Origin of the sequence: Acidisoma silvae (assembly GCF_020618775.1) — a bacterium.
GTDB classification, from domain to species: domain Bacteria; phylum Pseudomonadota; class Alphaproteobacteria; order Acetobacterales; family Acetobacteraceae; genus Acidisoma; species Acidisoma silvae.
The window spans coordinates 106,733-125,443 of sequence record NZ_JAESVB010000004.1 but is presented as its reverse complement, the minus strand read 5'-3'; the positions used below and the strand labels follow the sequence as shown (position 1 = coordinate 125,443).

The following is an 18,711-nucleotide window of genomic DNA, read 5'->3' as shown; positions in this document are numbered from 1 at the left end:
GCTTCATGCCGGGCATCCACCCGTAGCGGCGCCGAACCGGGTAGACCCGCGGGACAGGCCCGCGGGTGACGTGTTTTGTTACTTCGACGCCTTGGCGATGAAGCTGTCGACATTATCCTTGGTCACGACATCGGTGCCGGTATCGGTGATCTTCGGCACGGTGCCGCCCTTGGACAGCGTCTCCAGCATGTCGATGGAACCGGTGCCCATGGCATAGGGGCGCTGGCCGACGAGCACGGTGGCATCCCCTTCCTTGAGCAGCTTCAGCTGCGGCAGCAGCGTATCGAAGCTGACGACGACGAACTTGCCGGACTGGATGTCAGCCTTGCGGCTTTTCACCGCACGGGCATAGGCGGCGGGGGCGAACATCGGCCAGCCGCCGGAGAAATAGATGCCGTCCAGATGCGGATATTTCGCCAGCACGTCCTGAATGATCTGCACGCCGGCATTGGAATCGTCATTGCAGGAATAGGGCGAGCCCGCGACTTCCTTGAAGTTCGGCCCAAGCTGCTTCTTGAAGCCGGCGATGCGGTCATTCAGGTTGGCGGCGGACAGGCCGCCCGTCAGCACGGCATAGGTGCCGCCATTGGGCAGCGCCGCCGCGAAGGCCTTGCCTGCCGTCTCGCCGCCGCCTTCGTTATTGGTGCCGATGAAGCCGATGCGCTGGGAATCCGGCGAATCGGAATCGAAGGTGATGACGGGAATGCCGGCCTTGATGGCATCCGCGATCACGCCCTTGATGCTGTCCGGGTTGTTCGGGGCCACCGAAATGCCAGCGACATGCTTGGTGATGAGATCGCGCATGATGCTGATCTGCGCCGCGTCATCAAGCTGCGACGGGCCGGTGAAATCGCATTTCGCGCCGATCTTGGCGGCTTCCGCCTCACAGCCCGTTTCCGCATCGGCATAGAAGGGAATGCCGAGCGCCTTAGGCACCATGGCGAAGGTCTTCTCGGCCGCCTGGGCGCGCGTGCCGCCCAGGCTTGCCAGACCAAGGCCCATGGTCATCACCGCCGCCGTCGTAAGCAGGATTTTCTTCATCGTCATGGTGTCGTTCCCTGTCTTTTTGTTCTGAGGGGCTTTTACGCACGTCTATCGTGTTCGCCAGAAGCCCTTGCGGAGCTGATCGATGAACACCGCCAGCACGATGACCGAGCCGACGAAAACGCCCTGCCAATACGCATCCGTGCCGAGCAGCACGAGACCGTTGCGCAGGACTTCCAGAATGACCGCACCGACGAAGACGCCCAGAATGGTACCCTCGCCGCCGGTCAGCGCCGTGCCGCCGATAACGGCCGCCGCAATGACGCTCAGCTCCTTGCCCAGTCCCTGATTGGAAATGGCGGAGGAGAGATAGCTCACCTCGATGATGCCGGCGATGCCGGCCGTCACCGCGGAAATGACATAGACGCTGATCTTGAGACGATCGACTTCAAGCCCGGTCAGGCGTGCCGCGCGCTCATTGCCGCCGATGGCGTAAAGCTGGCGGCCATAGACAGTGCGGCTGAGGGCCAGGCCCGCGATGACGGACAGCACAACGAAGACGATGAAGGGATTGGGCAGGCCGAAGGTGGCACCGCCGCCGAGATTGAAAAAGATGCTGTCATCCGGCAGAAAACCGTCAATCGAATGGCCGCGCGTGATGACCAGCGCCAGCGCGCGGGCAATGGACATGGTCGCCAGCGTCGGCACGAAGGGCGGCATCCGCAGCTTGGTGACGCAAAGCCCGTTGAACAGCCCGATGGCAGCCGAAATCAGCAAGGCCAGGATGCAGGACGGAATGGCACCGAAGCCGATATTCATGAAGGCCGCCGAGGAAACGGCCGCCAGGCCCCAGACCGAGCCGACCGACAGATCGATGCCGCCGGTGATCATCACCATGGCCTGTCCCAGCACGACGATGCCGACGAAGGAGAAGTTGCGGGCATCGTTGAGCATGTTATTGGGCGAGGCGAAGTCCGGCGCGAAAAAGGACAGGCCGATGACCATGATGGCCAAAGCAGAGATGATACCAGTTTCTCGCGACCGCAGCATGCGGCCAAGAAACGATTTCTGGGCGGGCGCAGGCGCGGCCTTGCCAGACGCGCTCATGCGCGACCCCGCCCCAGGCCCATATCGCCATCTTGACTGCCCAATCCTGCCTCCATCCCTATCCGGCTTAGCCGTTTTTATCCGTCCGCGCTTATGGTCGCGGTATCGTTCGGGGCCGGATTGGTCCGACCACCCAATGAGACGGTATAGCGCCCCTGCGCAGGGCGGCAAGCCCACAGTTTGAAAACAATGTTAAAGCTGAGAACAGAACAAAAATTCTGAGAGGAAACAGATGAGCGAAGATCTAAGCGGCAAGGTTATTGTGGTGACGGGTGCCAGTTCCGGTATTGGCCGGGCGGCGGCCCAGCTTCTGGCCGCCAAGGGAGCGCGGCTGGCTTTGGTGGCGCGGAACAGCCCGCGCCTGACGGCGCTGGCCGAGCGGCTGGGCGAACAGGCCATCGCGGTGCCGGCCGATCTGTCCCGGCCCGAAGATACCGACGCCATGATCGCCCGCACGCTGGCGCATTTCGGGCAGATCGACGTGCTGTTTGCCAATGCCGGCATCTATCTTCCCGGACCGGTGGCGGAGGGCAACCCGGATGACTGGGAGCGTATGATGACCGTCAATGTCACCAGCGTCTTCCGCGCCGCCCAGCGCGTACTGCCGGGCATGATCGCGCGGGGAACGGGCGATATCATCGTCACCAGTTCCATTTCCGGTCATCAGGCTTTGCATTGGGAGCCGATCTACAGCGCCAGCAAGCACGCCATCCGCTCCTTCGTGCATGGCTTGCGGCGCCAGGCCCTGCCCCATGGCATTCGCGTCGGGTCCATCTCTCCGGGCGTGGTGCTGAACGAGCTGTGGGGCATCGACGATCCGGCTGAAATCACCCGCCGGGTTGCGGATAAAACCGGTTTGATGTCGGAAGATATTGCGGACGCATTGCTCTACAGCCTGACGCGGCCACGCCATGTCACGATCCGCGACATGGTTATCCTACCGGCCGGGCAGGATATCTGAGGCCGCCACGCCGCAATCATCATTTGACAGCGGCCGCACAGCCTACCTAACCTCCCGCAGCATTGATCTGATCAATGCTGCGGGTGCGAAACTCCACACACAACCGAAACCGCCCGCAGGAAAGACACGCCAAAAGACCATAATAAAAGACCAAGAAAAAACGAGGGCTATTGATGATGGATAAGCAGCCGGAAACAGGTGGCGCCTATCAGCATATCGTCCGTGCCGAAGGCATCAGCCTGTCCTACGGCAAGATCCGCGCCTTGCAGGGGATTGACCTCGCCATTGGCCGCAATGAAATCGTCGGGCTGATCGGGGACAACGGCGCCGGCAAATCGACGCTGATCAAGGTTCTGACCGGCGTGGTGCGGCCGACATCCGGCAAGCTTTATATCCGCGACAAACCTGTGGACTGGACGCATTATTCGGTGCGGGAAGCGCATCGGCTGCGCTTCGAGACGGTCTATCAGGAAAAGTCCCTCGGCGAAAAACAGCCGCTGTGGCGCAATATCTTCGTGGGGCGACAGATCACCAACCGCTTCGGCTTCATCAAGGTGGCCGAGGAACGCCGCATCGCCAACGACCTGCTCAAGAACCAGCTCGGCTTTCGCGGCGTCGGCATCGACGCCGATTCCACCATTTCCAAACTCTCCGGCGGCGAGCGGCAGGGCATTGCCATCGGCCGTGCCATGCATTTCGACAGCGACCTTATCATTCTCGACGAGCCCACCGTGGCGCTGGCCATCAGCGAGGTACGGAAAGTTCTGGATTTCGTGCGCTCCATCAAAGCCTCTGGCCGCGCCTGCATCTATATCGAACACAACTTGGCGCATGTGCATGCCTTGGCCGATAGGTTGATCGTGCTGGATCGCGGGCGCATCGTCGCCGATATCAAATCGGGCGAGATGACGCTGGAGGAATTGACGAAATTCCTGATCGACCTGCAACAAAGCGGCCATGCCGTGGGAGTAGGCTGATGAGCACGCATCTTCCTGCCTCGCCTGCCCGCCGGCCGACACGCCGCCTGCCTCTGGCGCAGATCGAAGGTCTGCCGATCATCCTGGTCTTCCTTGTGCTGGTGGGCCTGTTCATCGTCACCGCCCCGCAGGTCTTCCTGCATTGGCCGATCTACCTGTCCTTTCTGACAACCGTGCCGCCGATGCTGGTGCTGGCCATCGGCCTGACCCTGGTGGTGGCGGCCGGCGAGATTGACCTCTCCTTCCCCTCCACCCTCGCCTTCTCGGGCTTCCTGTTTTCGGTGTGCGAAAGCAGCCTCGGCAATCCCTGGCTCGGCGTCATTGCCGCGCTGGCCGGCGGCGCGCTCATCGGCCTCGTCAACGGGCTGCTGGTGGCCTGTATCGGCGTGCCCTCCATCATCGTCACCATCGGCACGCAGTTCTTCTGGGCGGGCACCGCCTCCATCCTCTCGGGCGGGCAGTCCAACGCCTTGCAGGAGTTGGACGGCAGCGTCGTCTATACCGTCTTCGCCGGCAATCTGTTCGGCTTCCTGCCCATGCAGTCGCTCTGGGCCTTGGGGCTGGCCGTCTTCATGTGGTTCATCCTCAACCGGCACCGTTTCGGCGAGCATATCCTGTTCATCGGCGACAGCCGGCACGTGGCGCGCGTCGCCGGCATCAATGTCATGCGCGAGACGGTGAAGCTGTTCGTGCTGATGGGCGTGCTGGGCGGCTTTGCCGCCGTGTTGCTGACGCTGGAGAACCTCAACTATTTCTCGACCCAGGGACAGGGCTACCTGCTGCCCGCGCTGGCCGGCGTCTTCATCGGCGGCACCTCGGTCTTCGGCGGCACCGCGACCATCGTCGGCACGTTTTTCGGCACTTTCATCATCGGCATGTTGGAAGCGGGCATCGTCGCCACCGGCATCGCCGGCTTCTGGGTCCAGGCGATCGAAGGCGTGGTCTTCGTCGCGGCGGTGACCCTGCATCTTCTCATGGAAAGCCCGGGCAAGTTGAAGCAGCTACGCGCCCTGGCGGGTCTGGGCGGGCGCCCATGAGCTGAATTCCCCCAAAGCCCGACAAGAAAAGCAATCAGAGGAACAAGAAGAATGACCAAAACCAAGGCATCCCTCATCGCCTGCCTCGCCTTGGGCGGCACCGCCCTGCTGAGCAGCCCAGGCTGGGCCACCCAGCCCACCACCAGCGGCCCGCTCGGCCAGGGCATGACGATCTATATGCAGATGGGCGGCAATCCCGGTGACGGCGCCACGCTGGCGCGGCAGACCGGCGCGGCGGATGCCGGCCACGCCTTCGGCATCAAGGTGGTGGAGCAATTCTCCGCCTGGAACCCTGAGACCATGCTGACGCAATTCCGCCAGGCCCTGGCCGCGCGCCCCACCTGCATCGCGGTCACTGGCCATCCGGGTGACCCCGCCTTCGATCCGCTCATCGCCAAAGCCGAAGCGCAGGGCAGCATCGTCACCGTCGGCAATACACCGCTCCCCCTTGCCGAAAAGACGTACGACGAAAAGGGTACCGGCTATGCCGGCGTCGATCTTTACATCGGTGGCGCGATCACCGCCCAGGCCATGCTGGCGGCGGGATTGAAATCGGGCGACGAGGCTTTGGAATACGGCGTCTTTAACGAGACGACCCGCAGCCAGAGTGACCGCGGCCTGACCGACACGCTGGAAAAAGCCGGGGTTAAGGTCACCAAGCTCAATATCTCGCCGCAGGTCGATTCCGATTCCTCCCTCGCCGTTCCCATTCTGGTGGCCTTCCTGGAATCGCATCCCAACCTGCGCGCCATCGGCACCCAGCATGGCGGCGTCACCGGGTTCATTCCCCAGGCCCTGCGGCAAGTCGGCAAGAAGCCCGGCCAGATCATTGTCGGGGGCATTGATCTGGCGCCGTCCACCATCGCCGGGCTGCAACAGAAATACATCACCGCGACACTGGACCAGCAGCTGTATTTGCAGGGCTTCCTGCCGGTCATGCAATGCGTGCTGTCAGCCAAATACGATTTCGCCGGCCTCAACATCAATACCGGCGCCGGCGTGCAGACCCCAGCCACGATCGACGCCCTGATCCCGCTCATCAAGCGCGGCATACGCTGAGCCAAGACAGCCTCGTTTAGGGCTTTGCCCGAGGCACAATGATGGGGATGATGCCTTCCCAGCGTCACTCCCATCATATTTCGGATTTGCATCATTTGCCTGACCGCACAATCCAATCACACAATTTTGTGAAACTGCATCCAAAACCGAAGTCGCGCGTTAGCACTCTATCGGTGCTAACGCGTTCGCTTTGGCATCACTGAACAAAACCGCCTGTTTTCTTGCGTTTTTTGAGTGTGAATGTCATGTACGGTGGGAATGACGGCATCTATGCCTGACTCGCCCCAGACATAAAATTTGGCCGTTGACTACGTTATATGAGGATTGAGACGAGTGACTGATCTCTACCTGGCATCCGCCATTCATCCGGGTAGCTTCACGGCGTTAACGAGCGCGCCGACAAAGCTTGGCGTGCCGGTCAACCTTCTTTGCGTTGCCTGGATCGATGACAATCAACTGACACGCGAATGCTTCGCAAATGCAGCGGGCGCCATGCAGTCGCTGCTCGTCATCGTGCCGTTCGGCTCATCATCCGAATTTCTGGCCGATCCGCCGCCCACGGCCGATCTGGTGGTCTATCATCATCGCGGCAGCGATACCGCCGCATTGCTGCTTCTGGCCAAGGCCAGCGTTGAGGCTGGCGCGACCAGTCCACTTGTCATTCTGGCGGACGATATCTCCGACGATTTGCGGAAGGTTGTCGATAAATTCCCGCAGGCCAGCACAACGCTGCTGCATACCAAGCGTACCAGCTTGCAGATGGTCGTCGCCTCGCTGTTCCTGATCCATCATGGGCGGGAGGTGATACCGCCGGCCGTGTCGCTGCCGCCGGTACCCTTGCCGGGGGAAACGCCCACGGCTGCGCCCTTGTCGCAGACCGGCATCGCGCCGATGGGCGGCGGCAATGACAGCGGCCCGCTGACGAAGCGTGAACGCTCGGTGCTGGAACTGGTGCGCCAGGGCTATGCGAACAAGAATATCGCCGAAGACCTGCAAATGAGCGTCAGCACTGTCAAGGCCCATATCCGCAACATCATGCAGAAGAAGCGCGCCAGCAACCGCACCCAATTGGCGCTGGGCGCCGAGCGGCAATTGCGCAGCACCGCCGTGGCGCAGGACGACTGAGGCGGATCAGGCTGCCGCCTGGGTTGATGATACGACATTGCGCAGCGCATGAATGATCCGCTTCGGCGGCAGACTGAGCGGCAGCAGAACCCCGCCGCCATGCTGCCTGATGCGTTCGGCCGGGGCGCCGATATCAAAGGCCACCACCGGCAGACCCGCCTGCCATAGCTGGCTCAGGACATAGGACCAGGTCTCCGGCCAGAGCGCCGGCAGAAAGGCAAGGTCTGATTGCTGGGCCTGCATCAGCGCCACAGCCTCGTTTTCCTCATAGCGCCCGGTAATGGTCACGCGCCCCGTCTCCAACAGCCGCGCATCGTCGCAGGTGAAGCCGACGATCTGGAACAGGATCGGCAGATCCTCGGCCTGCGCCAGGCGGGCGCAATCCAGCAGGATCTGATAGCCTTTTTCATAGCCGATGGCGCCCGCCACGCAGACTTTGCGGATCTTGCCGGGCGCGCATCGTGCAACGGGCCTATCGTGCAGGTGAGCCAAATCCCGCTCCCAAGGCAAGACCTGCGGCTTGACCGGAAAGCGGCGCTGAAAACGCGCCGCCGTATCGGCCGTCGGCGCAATGACGACACGGGCCCTGGTGAAAATCGCGCGCGACCAGTCGATCAAGGCAGCGGGGGTGATGTCGCGGTCCAAGGCACTGCCGCGGTCGCGCACGCATGTGTCGCAGGTCGCCAGGTCCGGCTCACCGCAATAATGGTTGCCCTGGGCGGTCAGGGTGATGCGCGGGCAGAACCAGGCATAGTCATGCAGATGCAGGTCGAAGGGCGGCCCCAGCGCCATGACCATCGCAATGGTTGCCGGCTCATGCCCGATGAAATGATGCAGTTCGATCGAGTCCAGCCGGCAGCTTGCCAGAAAATCCGCCAGCAGCGACGGTGCGGCGAAGGCCGCAAAGGTCAGATTGGGCAAGGCCAGGGAGGGCGTCTCAATACGGCACAAGGCCGCGCCGGCCCGGTCGCGGCCGGGTTTGAGAATGAGCGCCAGAAACCCTTCCTCCTCCGCCTGCCGCGCCCGCATCAGCACATGCCGCTGCACACCGCCTTCGCGATTATGCGTCACGAACAGGATGGCGGCGCGGTCCCCCTGCAACCGGTGCAGCCGGGCGCTATCCACCGCGCGGCGCTGCTCGCTCAAAGGATCAGCCTTCAGCCAATCCGCGATCAGGCCGTCATAACCCGGATGCAAAGTATTGAGCATGACGAGGTTGCGCCGCACCAGGCTGTCCTTGGCGGCGGCAAAGGACTGACCTTCCAGATGGCCGATATAGCAGCCGGTGGCGGCGACATGCCGCCAGCCCAGATGGCGCGCGCGCATGCAAAAATCGTTTTCCTCGCCATAACCCTGGGCGAAGACGTCATCCCGCAGCACCCCCGTCTCGATCAGACAGTCATGGCGGATATAAAGGCAGAAGCCGTGGCCGGTGGGGATTTCGACGGTGGCACCGCCATTCTGGGCGGCGAAGAGGCCAGCCAGTTCGTCGATCTCCTCCTCGGTCGGAATCGCATTGGCGCGCTGCGAATCCGGGTAGCTGAGGATGGTGGCGGCGTTCGAAAAGGGCGTCGCCGTGCCGATGTCCGGCGCGCCATAGGTCGCGTCCCGCAGGCCGGCAACCCAGCCCGCCGTCACCAAAGTATCGCTGTTCAGCAGGATGATATCCTGCCCGGCCGCCGCCGCCTGGCGCATGGCGAGGTTGACCGTGCCGGGAAAACCGCGATTGACCGGCTCCACTCGCAGCAGAATATCTTCCTTTCCGGCCAGCGCGCGAAGCGCCTCGACCAAGGCCGGTTCAGGGGAGGCATCAGAAATGACGAGAATCACCTCATCCGGACCGCGATGCGCCAGCACCGAACGGATGCAATCAATAGTCGTACGCAATCCGCGGTAGACGGGAATGGCGATCAGCACCTGCCGGGAAGCCGGCATCCCCGGCGCCGGCCGGTTTTGAGACGGTGTTTCGGGTCTGCGGCCGCGATGGACCGCCGGAATGCTGATCTCGGCCGCGATCTCGCCCTCCGCCCCTGCCTCGCCCTCCGTCAGGGCTTCGCCGGAGGCCGGAAAGCGGCGACGCAGGCGCTGGGCTGCCGCCATGCCGCTGTCGATGCCGCCGGACGGCCATAGCGGGCTGCCATACAAAGGGCGGCCATGCGGGCCGGCCAGAGCGATGCGTCCCGGCGGCAATGCCGCGAAGGGCAGCGTGAAGCGCCGCTGCCAGATCAGCCGTTCCGTATTGGCAGGCGTCAGGATCAGGTCTTTCGCGGCCAGGGTAATCTCCCCCGCCGGGCCGGGAAGCCGAACCAGCGGCTGGACGGTCGGCTCGCCCGGCAGCCAGCACCAACCGGCGATACCGGTCTCAACCCGCTCCACGAAGCCCTCGCAGCGGATGATCGACTGTGGCTTGAGGCGGCTGCCCAGAAGCGGCACGCCGGAGGCCGTGACTTCGATCGACTGCGCGGCGAAGCCGGCCTTGCCGAGCGGAAAGCGGATAAAACCCTGGTCGCGCAGGCGCGCCGTCAGCCGCAAGGGCTTGCCGTCCAGCATGACCCGGAGCGTGGGCGCGCCGCACCGGGTCACGGGGCCGCCGACGATCAGGTCACCGCCATTGGTCAAGCCGCACCAGCCCCGCGCGCCCGTCGCCCGCAGAATCTCGTCCAACAGCGCGACCGCAGGCCGGTCCAGCAATGGCGCGTTGCGGCTGAGGGTTTCATGGATCTCCACCGCCGCCAGGTCGGGCCGGCCGAACCGCAGGCGGGTCTGCGCCAGGCGATACCAGGCCGCGTTCCAGTCGCTACGCCGGGCCAGAAGATCGAAAGGTTCCGCCGCATCGGCGTGTCCCAGATGCAACCGCAGATCACCGATCAGGAGCGTGATCAGGCTGCTGGAGGGCGCCTGGCGCTGGGCATAAAGCAGATGCGACAGCGCGTGTTCAGCCTGACCGTCGCGCAGCGCCACGGCCGCCATGCGCACCGCATCGACCGCACGGCCATTGGCCTCCAGCCTGGCCAAGGCATCGGCCTGCGATGCCAGAAAGGCCATGCCGCCGTCGCGGACAGCCCAGACCGTCAGCAGTGTTTCGACACCGGGGGGCGCGGCGCCATCGCCCTTCGGGACGATGCTCATGTCACGACCCCGATGTCACGGGATGCCGCCAAGGGACGCAAACACAGCACTGAGCCACAGGACAATAACCTCTCGATACGGGTTTGCCTGTCCCCTGCCATAGCGTGAAAAAACGACGATTTGGTAAAGATCCGCCTCGTCACATGCACCTGCCTTGCCGGCGCAAATTTTTTAAATGCGACGCGCCGCACAAACGCGCGCATTCGTATCGCTAATTTTTAGTTAACACACCGCGTTATTCCCGCCGCGCTTTACCCATTCCTGTCGTCACATCACCTCTCTTCTATAACCGACCGATCAGACCTTCATGATTCTCGGGGGCAGCGCCGTGAGGCTTATGCGCAGAGGATCGCGGTCCTTGTCGTAAAGACAGGCAATACCGACAGCGTTGTTATGAATTCATTCATAATTTGACGATAGTTTTCGCAAAAGCGCTCAGCACTGACGCTCAGCCTCTGACCTTTTGAAGGAGACGGGATAGATGTCAGACTCCGTAACCCAATCCGGCGGCACGCAGCCGGCAAATTATTCCGCCGCCGGAGGAACCAACTCAATCTTCCAGGCCAATTTCGGACCGGGGACGACCTATTCCACGACCACGGATAGCGGCGTCAGCACAATGCCCGGCGCTTTGGTCGTTTACGGCACCGGCACGACGCAGACCATTTCCGGCCCCAGCATCGTCAATGACTCCAATCCCCTCGGCAGCAACGCCTTCACGATCACCAGCCCGACGACCATCATTGCCGCGCCCAGCGATACCATCACGGCGGCGACCGCCGCCACCACGGTCTATGGCGGCTGGGACGGCATCACCCAATTCTCGCTCGGCGGCGACAATAGCTCGATCACGGGCGGTCCTGGTGCCATTACCGGCATCTCGACCGGTGCCAATACAACGCTGATCGGCGGTTCCGGCAACAGCATCTTTACCGTGACCGGCGCGAACAGCCTGGCCGTCGCCGGCCCTTCCGGCATCACCGGCATCGATGCCAGCACCGCCACCGCGCCCATCACGATCGCCACCAATCCCAACGGCAATTCCGGCACGCTGGTCGCAAAGCTGGGATCGGGCGCCGATAGCGTGATCGGCGGCTCCGGTGCTTCCACCGTCACTGCCGGCAGCGGCAAAGACGTCTTCGGTTTCGTCAACGGCCATGCCGGCGGTACGGAAGTCATCATCGGGTTCAACAGTTCCGACAATCTCGCCTTCGGCGGCTATGGCTATTCAGCCAATAATCTTCCGACGGAAACGGTGACATCGGCCGGCGATGTGATGACGCTGACGGACGGCACGCAGATCCTCTTCGCCGGTGTCGACCACAAGATTTTCTGAGACTGGGTCTCGCAGATTCACACGAGGAGGATTAGGATATGGCGAATAGCAACGGCGTTACCTATACATATACCGGCACGACTCTTACCCGCACCTATAACGGCGCTGTCACAGGTTATACCGGGAGCAGCGGTTCTCTCGCATCGGTAACCTCTTTGCCGTCAAGTAACGTATTTACTGACGGAACAACACAAACTCTGACGAGTGTTATATTTACCACGTCCAACTATGCCGTGATGAATGGCGTCACGGATACGGTCAACGTCACCTCTCTTGGTGGGACTATCAACCTCTATGTCGGCGGCACCACGACGATCAACTCCTCACTGAGCGCTCTATCTGGACTCAATGTTTTTGTCGACGGCGGCTCAGCAACCCTCGCCGGGGGCATCACCGCTTTGAGCGGCGCGGTGATTACATTGGACAATGGCGGCACATTCACCAATGGCACGGCTTTGCTCAATGTCCTGTCTGGCATTACGGTCAATTATAGCGTGAATGGCGGTACGTTTTTAATCGATGGCAATGGGTCCGCCGCCACCGTATCGGGCGTTACCATCAATAATTTCAGCACGCAGGCGAATGCCAATCTTGAATTCGCGCATCTGCCCTCAGCCGTGACATCCTATACGATTTCGGGAACTGGCAATCAGACGATCACCTTGTTGAATGGCAGCACCACCATCGGCACTGTCACTGTCAATGGCACGAGTTTCGCCACTGGGACATATACACAAGGTCAATCCGGTCCCCTTACTTTCAGCTATGATGGCAATGGCGATATCTTTGTATCGGCCGGAACTTCGATTTTCTACTGCTTCCTGCCCGGCACGCATATCCTGACACCGCAGGGCGAGGTTCTGATCGAAGACCTGCGCGATGGCGATATGGTCATCACCGCTTCGGGCGAAAGCGTGCCGATCGCCGCCATCACCACCTCCCGCCTATCGACCCAATTCGCCGATCACAGCAAAATCATGCCCGTGCGGATCGCCGCCGGTGCTTTCGCCGAAGGACTGCCGACGCGCGATCTTTATGTCTCGCCTGATCATTCCTTCTTCTTCGATGGCGTTCTGGTGCCGGCGCAGCTTCTCATTAATGGCAGCAGCATCCGTCAGGTCAGCCGGGCCGGGGAGATCACCTATTACCATCTGGAGCTTGAACCGCATGACCTGATCATCGCGGAAGGCGTGGTGACGGAATCCTTCCTCAATACCGGCGGCCGGCAATACCAGAGCCAGGGCAGCGTGGTAACGCTGCTGCCGCCGGCCGAGCCCAAAACCTGGGAAGATGCCTGCGCGCCGCTGCTGCTCGCCGGTCCCCGGCTTGAGGCGATTCGCGCTGCGCTGAACGGGCGGGCCGAGATTGCTCTGGCATCGTCAGGCCCGCTGACCGCCGCCGCCTGATCTGCACGCCAGAATGCCTCAGACACAAAGCCACCGTTTCAACGCGGCCTGTGTCTGAGGTTTCGCGCGCCATGATTCACGACCATGCCGCGACAATCGCGGCCGATATTGCCGCCCTGGCCGATTGCAGTCTTTTCGACGCAGGCTGGTATAGGATGGAATACCCGGACTCCGTCGCCGGCGGCCGCGATGCGCTTCTGCATTTTTGCGACATCGGCTGGCGCCAGGGATGCAAGCCCAATCCCTGGTTCGATCCGGCTTTCTATCTCGACCAGAATAGCGATGTGCGTGACATCGGCCGGAATCCCCTGCGGCATTATCTGGACCACGGCGAGGCGGAGGGGCGTTGCCCCAGTCGCGGTTTCGACCCGAATGCCTATCGCGCGCATAATGCGGATATCCGCGATGCCGGGCTTAGTCCCCTCGCCCATTTTCTGGCCTACGGCGCGGCCGAGGGCCGCGACCCTTGCCCAGTTGTTGTCATGGTCGCAGATCAACACACCCGGGTGGCGGCCGATGACACAGGCTCGGACGGCGATCCCTATGGGCTGATTGACGGCTCCGGGTTGTTCGATGTGGATTTCTATCTTACCAGCTATCCCGATGTGCGCGGCAGCGGCCAAGACCCGCTGACCCATTTTCTGGATTTCGGATGCCAGGAAGGCCGGCGGCCCAATCCCTATTTCGACCCTGACTGGTATCGCCGGCATTATCTGGCCCGCCAAGCCGATGCGGCGAAAAACCCCCTTCTGCATTACATCACGCAAGGGGAGAGGCACGCCTTGCGCCCGATTCTTTATTTCGAGACGGAATGGTACCGACGTAGCTATCGGCTGGCCGATGGCCAGTCTCCGCTTCTGCATTATCTGCGCCACCGCCGCTCGCAGCGCTTCAGTCCGCTCTCCTATTTCGATGTCGACTTCTATATGCGGCAATGGGGCCAGGACGTCGGCCGCAATCGCGACCCTTTCGCGCATTTTCTGCGCGTCGGCATTACGCGCGACGTCGATCCCTCTCCCGCTCTCAACATGGCGCAATACCGCGCGGCCGTTATGCCGGGACGCACGCCGCCGCCTGACCCGCAGCCGGGCGCCGAATTTCTCGAAAAAATTCGTAGAGAGCAATTTAATCCACTCATATTTTTTCTTTCGCAACAAATTCCGCTGGATGATGCTCTCACAACTTCCGGCTGATCATGCCCTTGGCTCAAAGGGCGGATAAGAGACTTAGTACAGTGGGTTTACGTCACATAAGGTAAAGACATGCATATGTTGCCGTTCAAGCTTCTGGATTCGCTGTTTCCGATTTCGCCGGATAACCGCGTGACCATCCCGGCCGCCCTTTTTCGGTTTCTGCTGTCGGAACTGTCACGCAGCACGAAGCTGGATGAGGAGGATTATATGCGGCGCAACCCCGATGTCGCGCTCGCGATTCGCCAAGGTCTTTGGTCCTCGGCGCATGATCATTATGCCATGAGCGGATATTTCGAAGGCCGTACTGGCGCCGGTGCCGGCGCTGTGGTGTCTGAAAGCTGGTATCTGAAGAATAATCCTGATGTCGCCCGCGCCGTGAAGGACGGCGAATGGAAATCCGCCGAGGACCATTACCTCCGGCAGGGCCTGTTTGAATGGCGGATTCCCAATAAGGATATTCAGGATGATATAACGGCCTGGAAACATATGATCGCCGCATCTTAGCTGCGCAGGATTGCGCGGCATATCCTGCTCTAAGACGCAGCACGTCACGACGCATGATACGCGGCCTAAGCTCTGAACTTCAGGAAATATTTTGGATAACCTACTCGCTGACTCATTCTGTGGCGCTCGTTCCATAGCACCCGTTCTGTGGCACTCGTTCTGTGGCAGTGGCCGCTGTCGACAAGATTGTGGCGCAAGATGCAAAAACGTTTTTACTAGGATTTTTACTCAAGGCCCAATCAAGAAGCCGCCTGATTTTTCGAACGTTTTTATCATGTCACGTTGTAAATATTCAGATTTTTAATAAGAATGACCACCATCGCACAATCGTTTTTAACGTCGAGTTCTGCACATTTGACAAATACCAGTCGGTTTTCTTTGATTTTTCTGATTTATCAGAAATATTTCGGCGCTTTCGCCCCATAAATTCGGGGGCTTTTATCGCGATGATGGCGAAATTGACCTCGGGATATTGCGAAGTCGTTCTCAAAATTCTGGTCGAAACGACAGAATTCAACCTACAAGATCTAATGCTTTGGTGCTGATTTTGCAAAAAACCTGACCTTTTGGCGTCACTCTGTCGTGAGGACTCTGCCATAATGCGCTCTGTTGCTTGACCTTATCGGTCACTAAGGCAAGTTGGGACCGGAAATGCTTAAGCCCAAAATTATCCAATGCATCCAAATCTACCCCAAGTGCGTAAACCGGATTAGAGACGAAACCATTGCGGATATGCTATATTCCGTTACAGTATCGTCTATGTAAAAATCCTCGATACGGCGGACCGTCACAGGCTGACGCGTAGTAATCGGATTAATTTACTTTTGCATTGGCGAGATGCGTTTATCTCGTTCAGCTTGAAGGATCATGGCTGTGAATGAATTTTTTCAAGCAGTGGTGTCGCCCCAACGTCAGTTGAGCGCAACTGCGTCGCCATCCGACCGGTTGGCAACCACCCCTCAGATGATTTGCGTGGCTCTCATCGACAGCCATCAATTCACGCGAGAATGCTTCATCAGCGCGGCATTCTCCATGCAGCCGATGTTGGCCTTCACGCCTTACGCATCCGTCGGAGAATTCGCCGGCAGTTCCATCCAATCCGTGGATCTTGTCGTCTATGTTCATCACGGCGCCGCATCGGTCGGGCTTGAGGACGTCACCGCTATTCTGCGTTATGTGCCGCCGCGCTGCCTGATCGTGATTTCGGACTGGCTTACCGAAGATAGCGGCCATCTGCTGAATGAATTCGAAACTCGCTCGGCCGCCGTTGTTCAGGCAAGGCATTCCAGTCTGCAAAAGACGGTTTCAACCTTCTACCTCGTCCATCATGGCCGCCAGGGCAGCATCAGCTTGCCGGTGCAGCATGACAGTTGGATGTCGCAGCGCGAAACGATGCCCCTGCGGCACGGCTACGCGTCCCGGGTCGAAGTGTCGGATCTGACGCGGCGCGAACGGATGGTGCTGGAGCATGTGCGGCAGGGCGAATCCAACAAGGAAATCGCCGAAGGGCTGATCATGAGCATCAGCACCGTGAAGGCCCATGTCCGCAATATCATGCAAAAGACCGGCGCCACCAACCGCATTCAGCTTGCCTTGAATGCCGAGCGCTATTCCGGGCAAGCCAACTGATCAGGCGACCGCCTCACGGATGGTCCGGCTTTTGCTTGCTAGTCGTGCATGCTCAAGAAGCGCGCTGGCCTCCCGGCCGGCCAGGACATGGTGCAATGGGCACCCAGCCTGGTCGGCCGCACCGGACCGATCTACCGCGAACTCGCTGGGGCGATTGCCACAGCCATCCGTGATGGCCGGCTGCTGCCCGGTGACCGGCTGCCGACGCAGCGTATTCTAGCCCAGAAACTGGGCGTCGATCTGGCCACCGTGACGCGCGGCTACGCGGAAGCGCATCGCCAGGGCCTGGTCTCAGCCACCGTTGGGCGCGGCACCTTCGTGCGGGCAGACGTGCCTATGCTGCGCCATGTCGGACGCGGCCACCCCGTCATCGACATGACGATGAACCTGCCGCCCCTCCCGGCCGAACCCGCTTTGCACAGTATGTTGCAGGACGGTCTGGCCCGCCTGCTGCGCCGGCAGGATATCGGCGCGCTCATGACTTATCACTGGGATACCGGCAGCGCCGAGGACCGCGAGGCCGGGCAGTCCTGGCTGACCCCGACGCTCGGGCGGATCGATTCGCAGCGCCTGCTGCTCTGTCCGGGCGCGCAAAGCGGCATGATCAGCGTCATCACCAGCCTGGCCCGCGCGGGGGATGTGATTGCCACCGAGCAGATGGCCTATCCCGGTCTGCGCGCCGCCGCCGCGCAGCTTGGCATCACGCTTGTCGGCGTCGACATGGATGATGAGGGGATGCTGCCGGAGGATCTGGACCGCGTCTGTCATGAAAGCCAGCCGCGCCTCATCTTCTGCACGCCGACCATCCAGAACCCGACGACGTCGACCATGTCGATTCCGCGCCGCCAGGCCATTGCCGATATCGCGCGCCTGCACGGGTTGCCGATTTTGGAAGACGATGCCTATGGGCTGTTTCCGACCGAGCCGCTGCCCTCTCTGGCCCATTTCGCGCCGGAACTCGTCTTTCATCTGGCGACCTTCGCCAAAACCCTGACGCCGGGATTGCGGCTGGCCTATCTGGTGGTGCCGACGCTGAGCCATGTCGACCGTTTGACGGCGGCCTTGCGGGCGACGGCGCAAATGGGATCGGCGCTGATGGCCTCGCTCGTCACCGGCTGGATCAGAGAGGGCGATGCGCAGCGCCTGTTCAAGGCCATCCGGCAGGAAGCGACGGCGCGGCAGGCCATGGCCGATACCATCCTGGCCGGACTGGACAAGGCCCGGCACCCCGAGGGGCTGCATCTGTGGCTGACGATGCCACCGCATTGGCACTCCGCCGATTTCACCGCCTATGCCCGCCGCCATGGCCTCGCTTTGGTGGCCGAGGATAGTTTCGCGGTCGATAGCGCCGCCCATGCCGGCCGCCATGTGCGCATCGCGCTGGGGGCAGCCGAGGATCGCGGTGCTTTGGCGCAGGCTTTGATGGCAATCGCGGCGGCGCTGCGCCACCCCATGCCGCAGGCCTATACGACCGTCATCTGACCTGTGCCGGACCGCAATGCTCACGAATACGTGAAGATCAATGCCTCAAATATAGCCACTGGCCATCGGCGATATTTTTCGGCAATTGCCTGATTTTTGTCCATGGCTTGGCAATTTTCGGAGCGGATTATGTCCGGCATTGGCAGGACTGCCGAAACTTGTCTGTATCGCGCGTGACATTGTCTGCGCTTGTCTGATTTTTTTGCCCGACAATCGCCCTGCATTGTCGCGTTGCGGCGGAATTTTTCCGCGTGCTTCTCTGGCTCGTGGAAACGGGCGTCAGAGGAGAAAACCATGCCGGTTGTCGAAAAAGCCAAGAACGAAATTGGTGAGCATCTCGTTGATTTCGAAGAGAAGGTCTTTGAGGATGTAAAGGCCGAGCCTGGCCAAAAGGCTTTGGTCACCTTCCATACCGTGGCCTTTGAGGGGTCAATCGGCCTTGTCAACCTGTTGCAGGCGACACGCTTGCAGCGCAAGGGGTTTGACACGTCGGTGCTGCTCTATGGCCCTGGCGTGACCTTGGGCGTGATGCGCGGCTTCCCGCGCCTGGGTGACGAAGCCTTCCCCGGCCATCAGAATTTCAACAACCAGATCAAGAAATTCATTGCCGAGGGCGGCAAGGTCTATGCCTGCCGCTTTGCGCTGCAAGCTTTGTACGGCCATGGTGAAGGCGCGCTGATCGAAGGCATTCGCCCCATCAGTCCGCTCGATGTTCTCGACATCGTGCTGCTGCACAAGCGGGACAATGCCGTCATCCTCGATACCTGGACGCTGTGACCGGG

Annotated in this window: 16 protein-coding genes; 13 read left to right on the top strand and 3 right to left on the bottom strand. The window is 61.0% G+C overall.

The annotated features are described in order from the left end of the window. Positions 1 to 78: 78 nt before the first annotated feature. Entirely contained in the window at positions 79 to 1,047 is a 969-nt protein-coding gene (locus ASILVAE211_RS11155) for a sugar-binding protein (RefSeq protein WP_227321397.1), read from the bottom strand. Positions 1,048 to 1,092: 45 nt separating this feature from the next. Then, the gene (locus ASILVAE211_RS11150; protein WP_227321396.1) at positions 1,093 to 2,091 is read right to left on the bottom strand and encodes an ABC transporter permease; all 999 of its coding nucleotides are present in this window, start codon (positions 2,089 to 2,091) and stop codon (positions 1,093 to 1,095) included. A 232-nt stretch (positions 2,092 to 2,323) separates the two neighbouring features. Between ASILVAE211_RS11150 and ASILVAE211_RS11145 the strand changes: the two genes are divergently transcribed. The 5 genes from ASILVAE211_RS11145 (at position 2,324) to ASILVAE211_RS26320 (ending at position 7,250) form a co-directional block, all read left to right on the top strand. Continuing rightward, positions 2,324 to 3,052 carry an SDR family oxidoreductase gene (locus ASILVAE211_RS11145; RefSeq protein WP_227321395.1) on the top strand — a complete coding sequence of 243 codons (729 nt, stop codon included), beginning with the start codon at positions 2,324 to 2,326 and terminating at the stop codon, positions 3,050 to 3,052. A 173-nt stretch (positions 3,053 to 3,225) separates the two neighbouring features. Further along, positions 3,226 to 4,029: an ATP-binding cassette domain-containing protein gene (locus ASILVAE211_RS11140; protein WP_227321394.1), complete on the top strand. Its 804-nt coding sequence runs from the start codon at positions 3,226 to 3,228 to the stop codon at positions 4,027 to 4,029. After that, positions 4,029 to 5,066 carry an ABC transporter permease gene (locus ASILVAE211_RS11135; RefSeq protein WP_227321393.1) on the top strand — a complete coding sequence of 346 codons (1,038 nt, stop codon included), beginning with the start codon at positions 4,029 to 4,031 and terminating at the stop codon, positions 5,064 to 5,066. The genes ASILVAE211_RS11140 and ASILVAE211_RS11135 overlap by 1 nt, the downstream gene beginning before the upstream one ends. A 51-nt stretch (positions 5,067 to 5,117) precedes the next feature. Next, positions 5,118 to 6,125, top strand: coding sequence for a substrate-binding domain-containing protein (locus ASILVAE211_RS11130; RefSeq protein WP_227321392.1), 1,008 nt, complete (start codon positions 5,118 to 5,120; stop codon positions 6,123 to 6,125). A gap of 333 nt (positions 6,126 to 6,458) precedes the next feature. Further along, complete coding sequence (locus ASILVAE211_RS26320) at positions 6,459 to 7,250, top strand: helix-turn-helix transcriptional regulator (RefSeq protein WP_227321391.1); 792 nt, start codon at positions 6,459 to 6,461, stop codon at positions 7,248 to 7,250. Between the two features lie 6 nt (positions 7,251 to 7,256). Here ASILVAE211_RS26320 and ASILVAE211_RS11120 read toward each other — a convergent pair whose 3' ends face one another. Then, positions 7,257 to 10,379 carry a glycosyltransferase gene (locus ASILVAE211_RS11120; RefSeq protein ID WP_227321390.1) on the bottom strand — a complete coding sequence of 1,041 codons (3,123 nt, stop codon included), beginning with the start codon at positions 10,377 to 10,379 and terminating at the stop codon, positions 7,257 to 7,259. Between the two features lie 481 nt (positions 10,380 to 10,860). On the opposite strand from ASILVAE211_RS11120, the gene ASILVAE211_RS11115 reads away from it, so the two are divergent. The 8 genes from ASILVAE211_RS11115 to ASILVAE211_RS11080 all read left to right on the top strand — a co-directional run bounded on the left by ASILVAE211_RS11115 (position 10,861) and on the right by ASILVAE211_RS11080 (position 18,706). Further along, a complete protein-coding gene (locus tag ASILVAE211_RS11115) occupies positions 10,861 to 11,715 on the top strand; it encodes a hypothetical protein (protein ID WP_227321389.1) in 855 nt (284 codons plus the stop codon). 38 nt (positions 11,716 to 11,753) lie between these two features. Further along, on the top strand, positions 11,754 to 13,121 hold the full coding sequence (locus ASILVAE211_RS11110) for a Hint domain-containing protein (RefSeq protein WP_227321388.1): 1,368 nt from the start codon (positions 11,754 to 11,756) through the stop codon (positions 13,119 to 13,121). 71 nt (positions 13,122 to 13,192) lie between these two features. Continuing rightward, the gene (locus ASILVAE211_RS11105) at positions 13,193 to 14,314 is read left to right on the top strand and encodes a hypothetical protein (protein ID WP_227321387.1); all 1,122 of its coding nucleotides are present in this window, start codon (positions 13,193 to 13,195) and stop codon (positions 14,312 to 14,314) included. A 75-nt stretch (positions 14,315 to 14,389) separates the two neighbouring features. Further along, complete coding sequence (locus ASILVAE211_RS11100; protein WP_227321386.1) at positions 14,390 to 14,818, top strand: hypothetical protein; 429 nt, start codon at positions 14,390 to 14,392, stop codon at positions 14,816 to 14,818. A gap of 161 nt (positions 14,819 to 14,979) precedes the next feature. After that, complete coding sequence (locus ASILVAE211_RS11095) at positions 14,980 to 15,363, top strand: hypothetical protein (protein WP_227321385.1); 384 nt, start codon at positions 14,980 to 14,982, stop codon at positions 15,361 to 15,363. Between the two features lie 427 nt (positions 15,364 to 15,790). Next, positions 15,791 to 16,447, top strand: coding sequence for a response regulator transcription factor (locus tag ASILVAE211_RS26315; RefSeq protein ID WP_227321384.1), 657 nt, complete (start codon positions 15,791 to 15,793; stop codon positions 16,445 to 16,447). A 48-nt stretch (positions 16,448 to 16,495) separates the two neighbouring features. Further along, on the top strand, positions 16,496 to 17,929 hold the full coding sequence (locus ASILVAE211_RS11085) for an aminotransferase-like domain-containing protein (RefSeq protein WP_227321383.1): 1,434 nt from the start codon (positions 16,496 to 16,498) through the stop codon (positions 17,927 to 17,929). 294 nt (positions 17,930 to 18,223) lie between these two features. Then, entirely contained in the window at positions 18,224 to 18,706 is a 483-nt protein-coding gene (locus ASILVAE211_RS11080; RefSeq protein WP_227321382.1) for an MSMEG_0572/Sll0783 family nitrogen starvation response protein, read from the top strand. Positions 18,707 to 18,711: the final 5 nt, after the last annotated feature.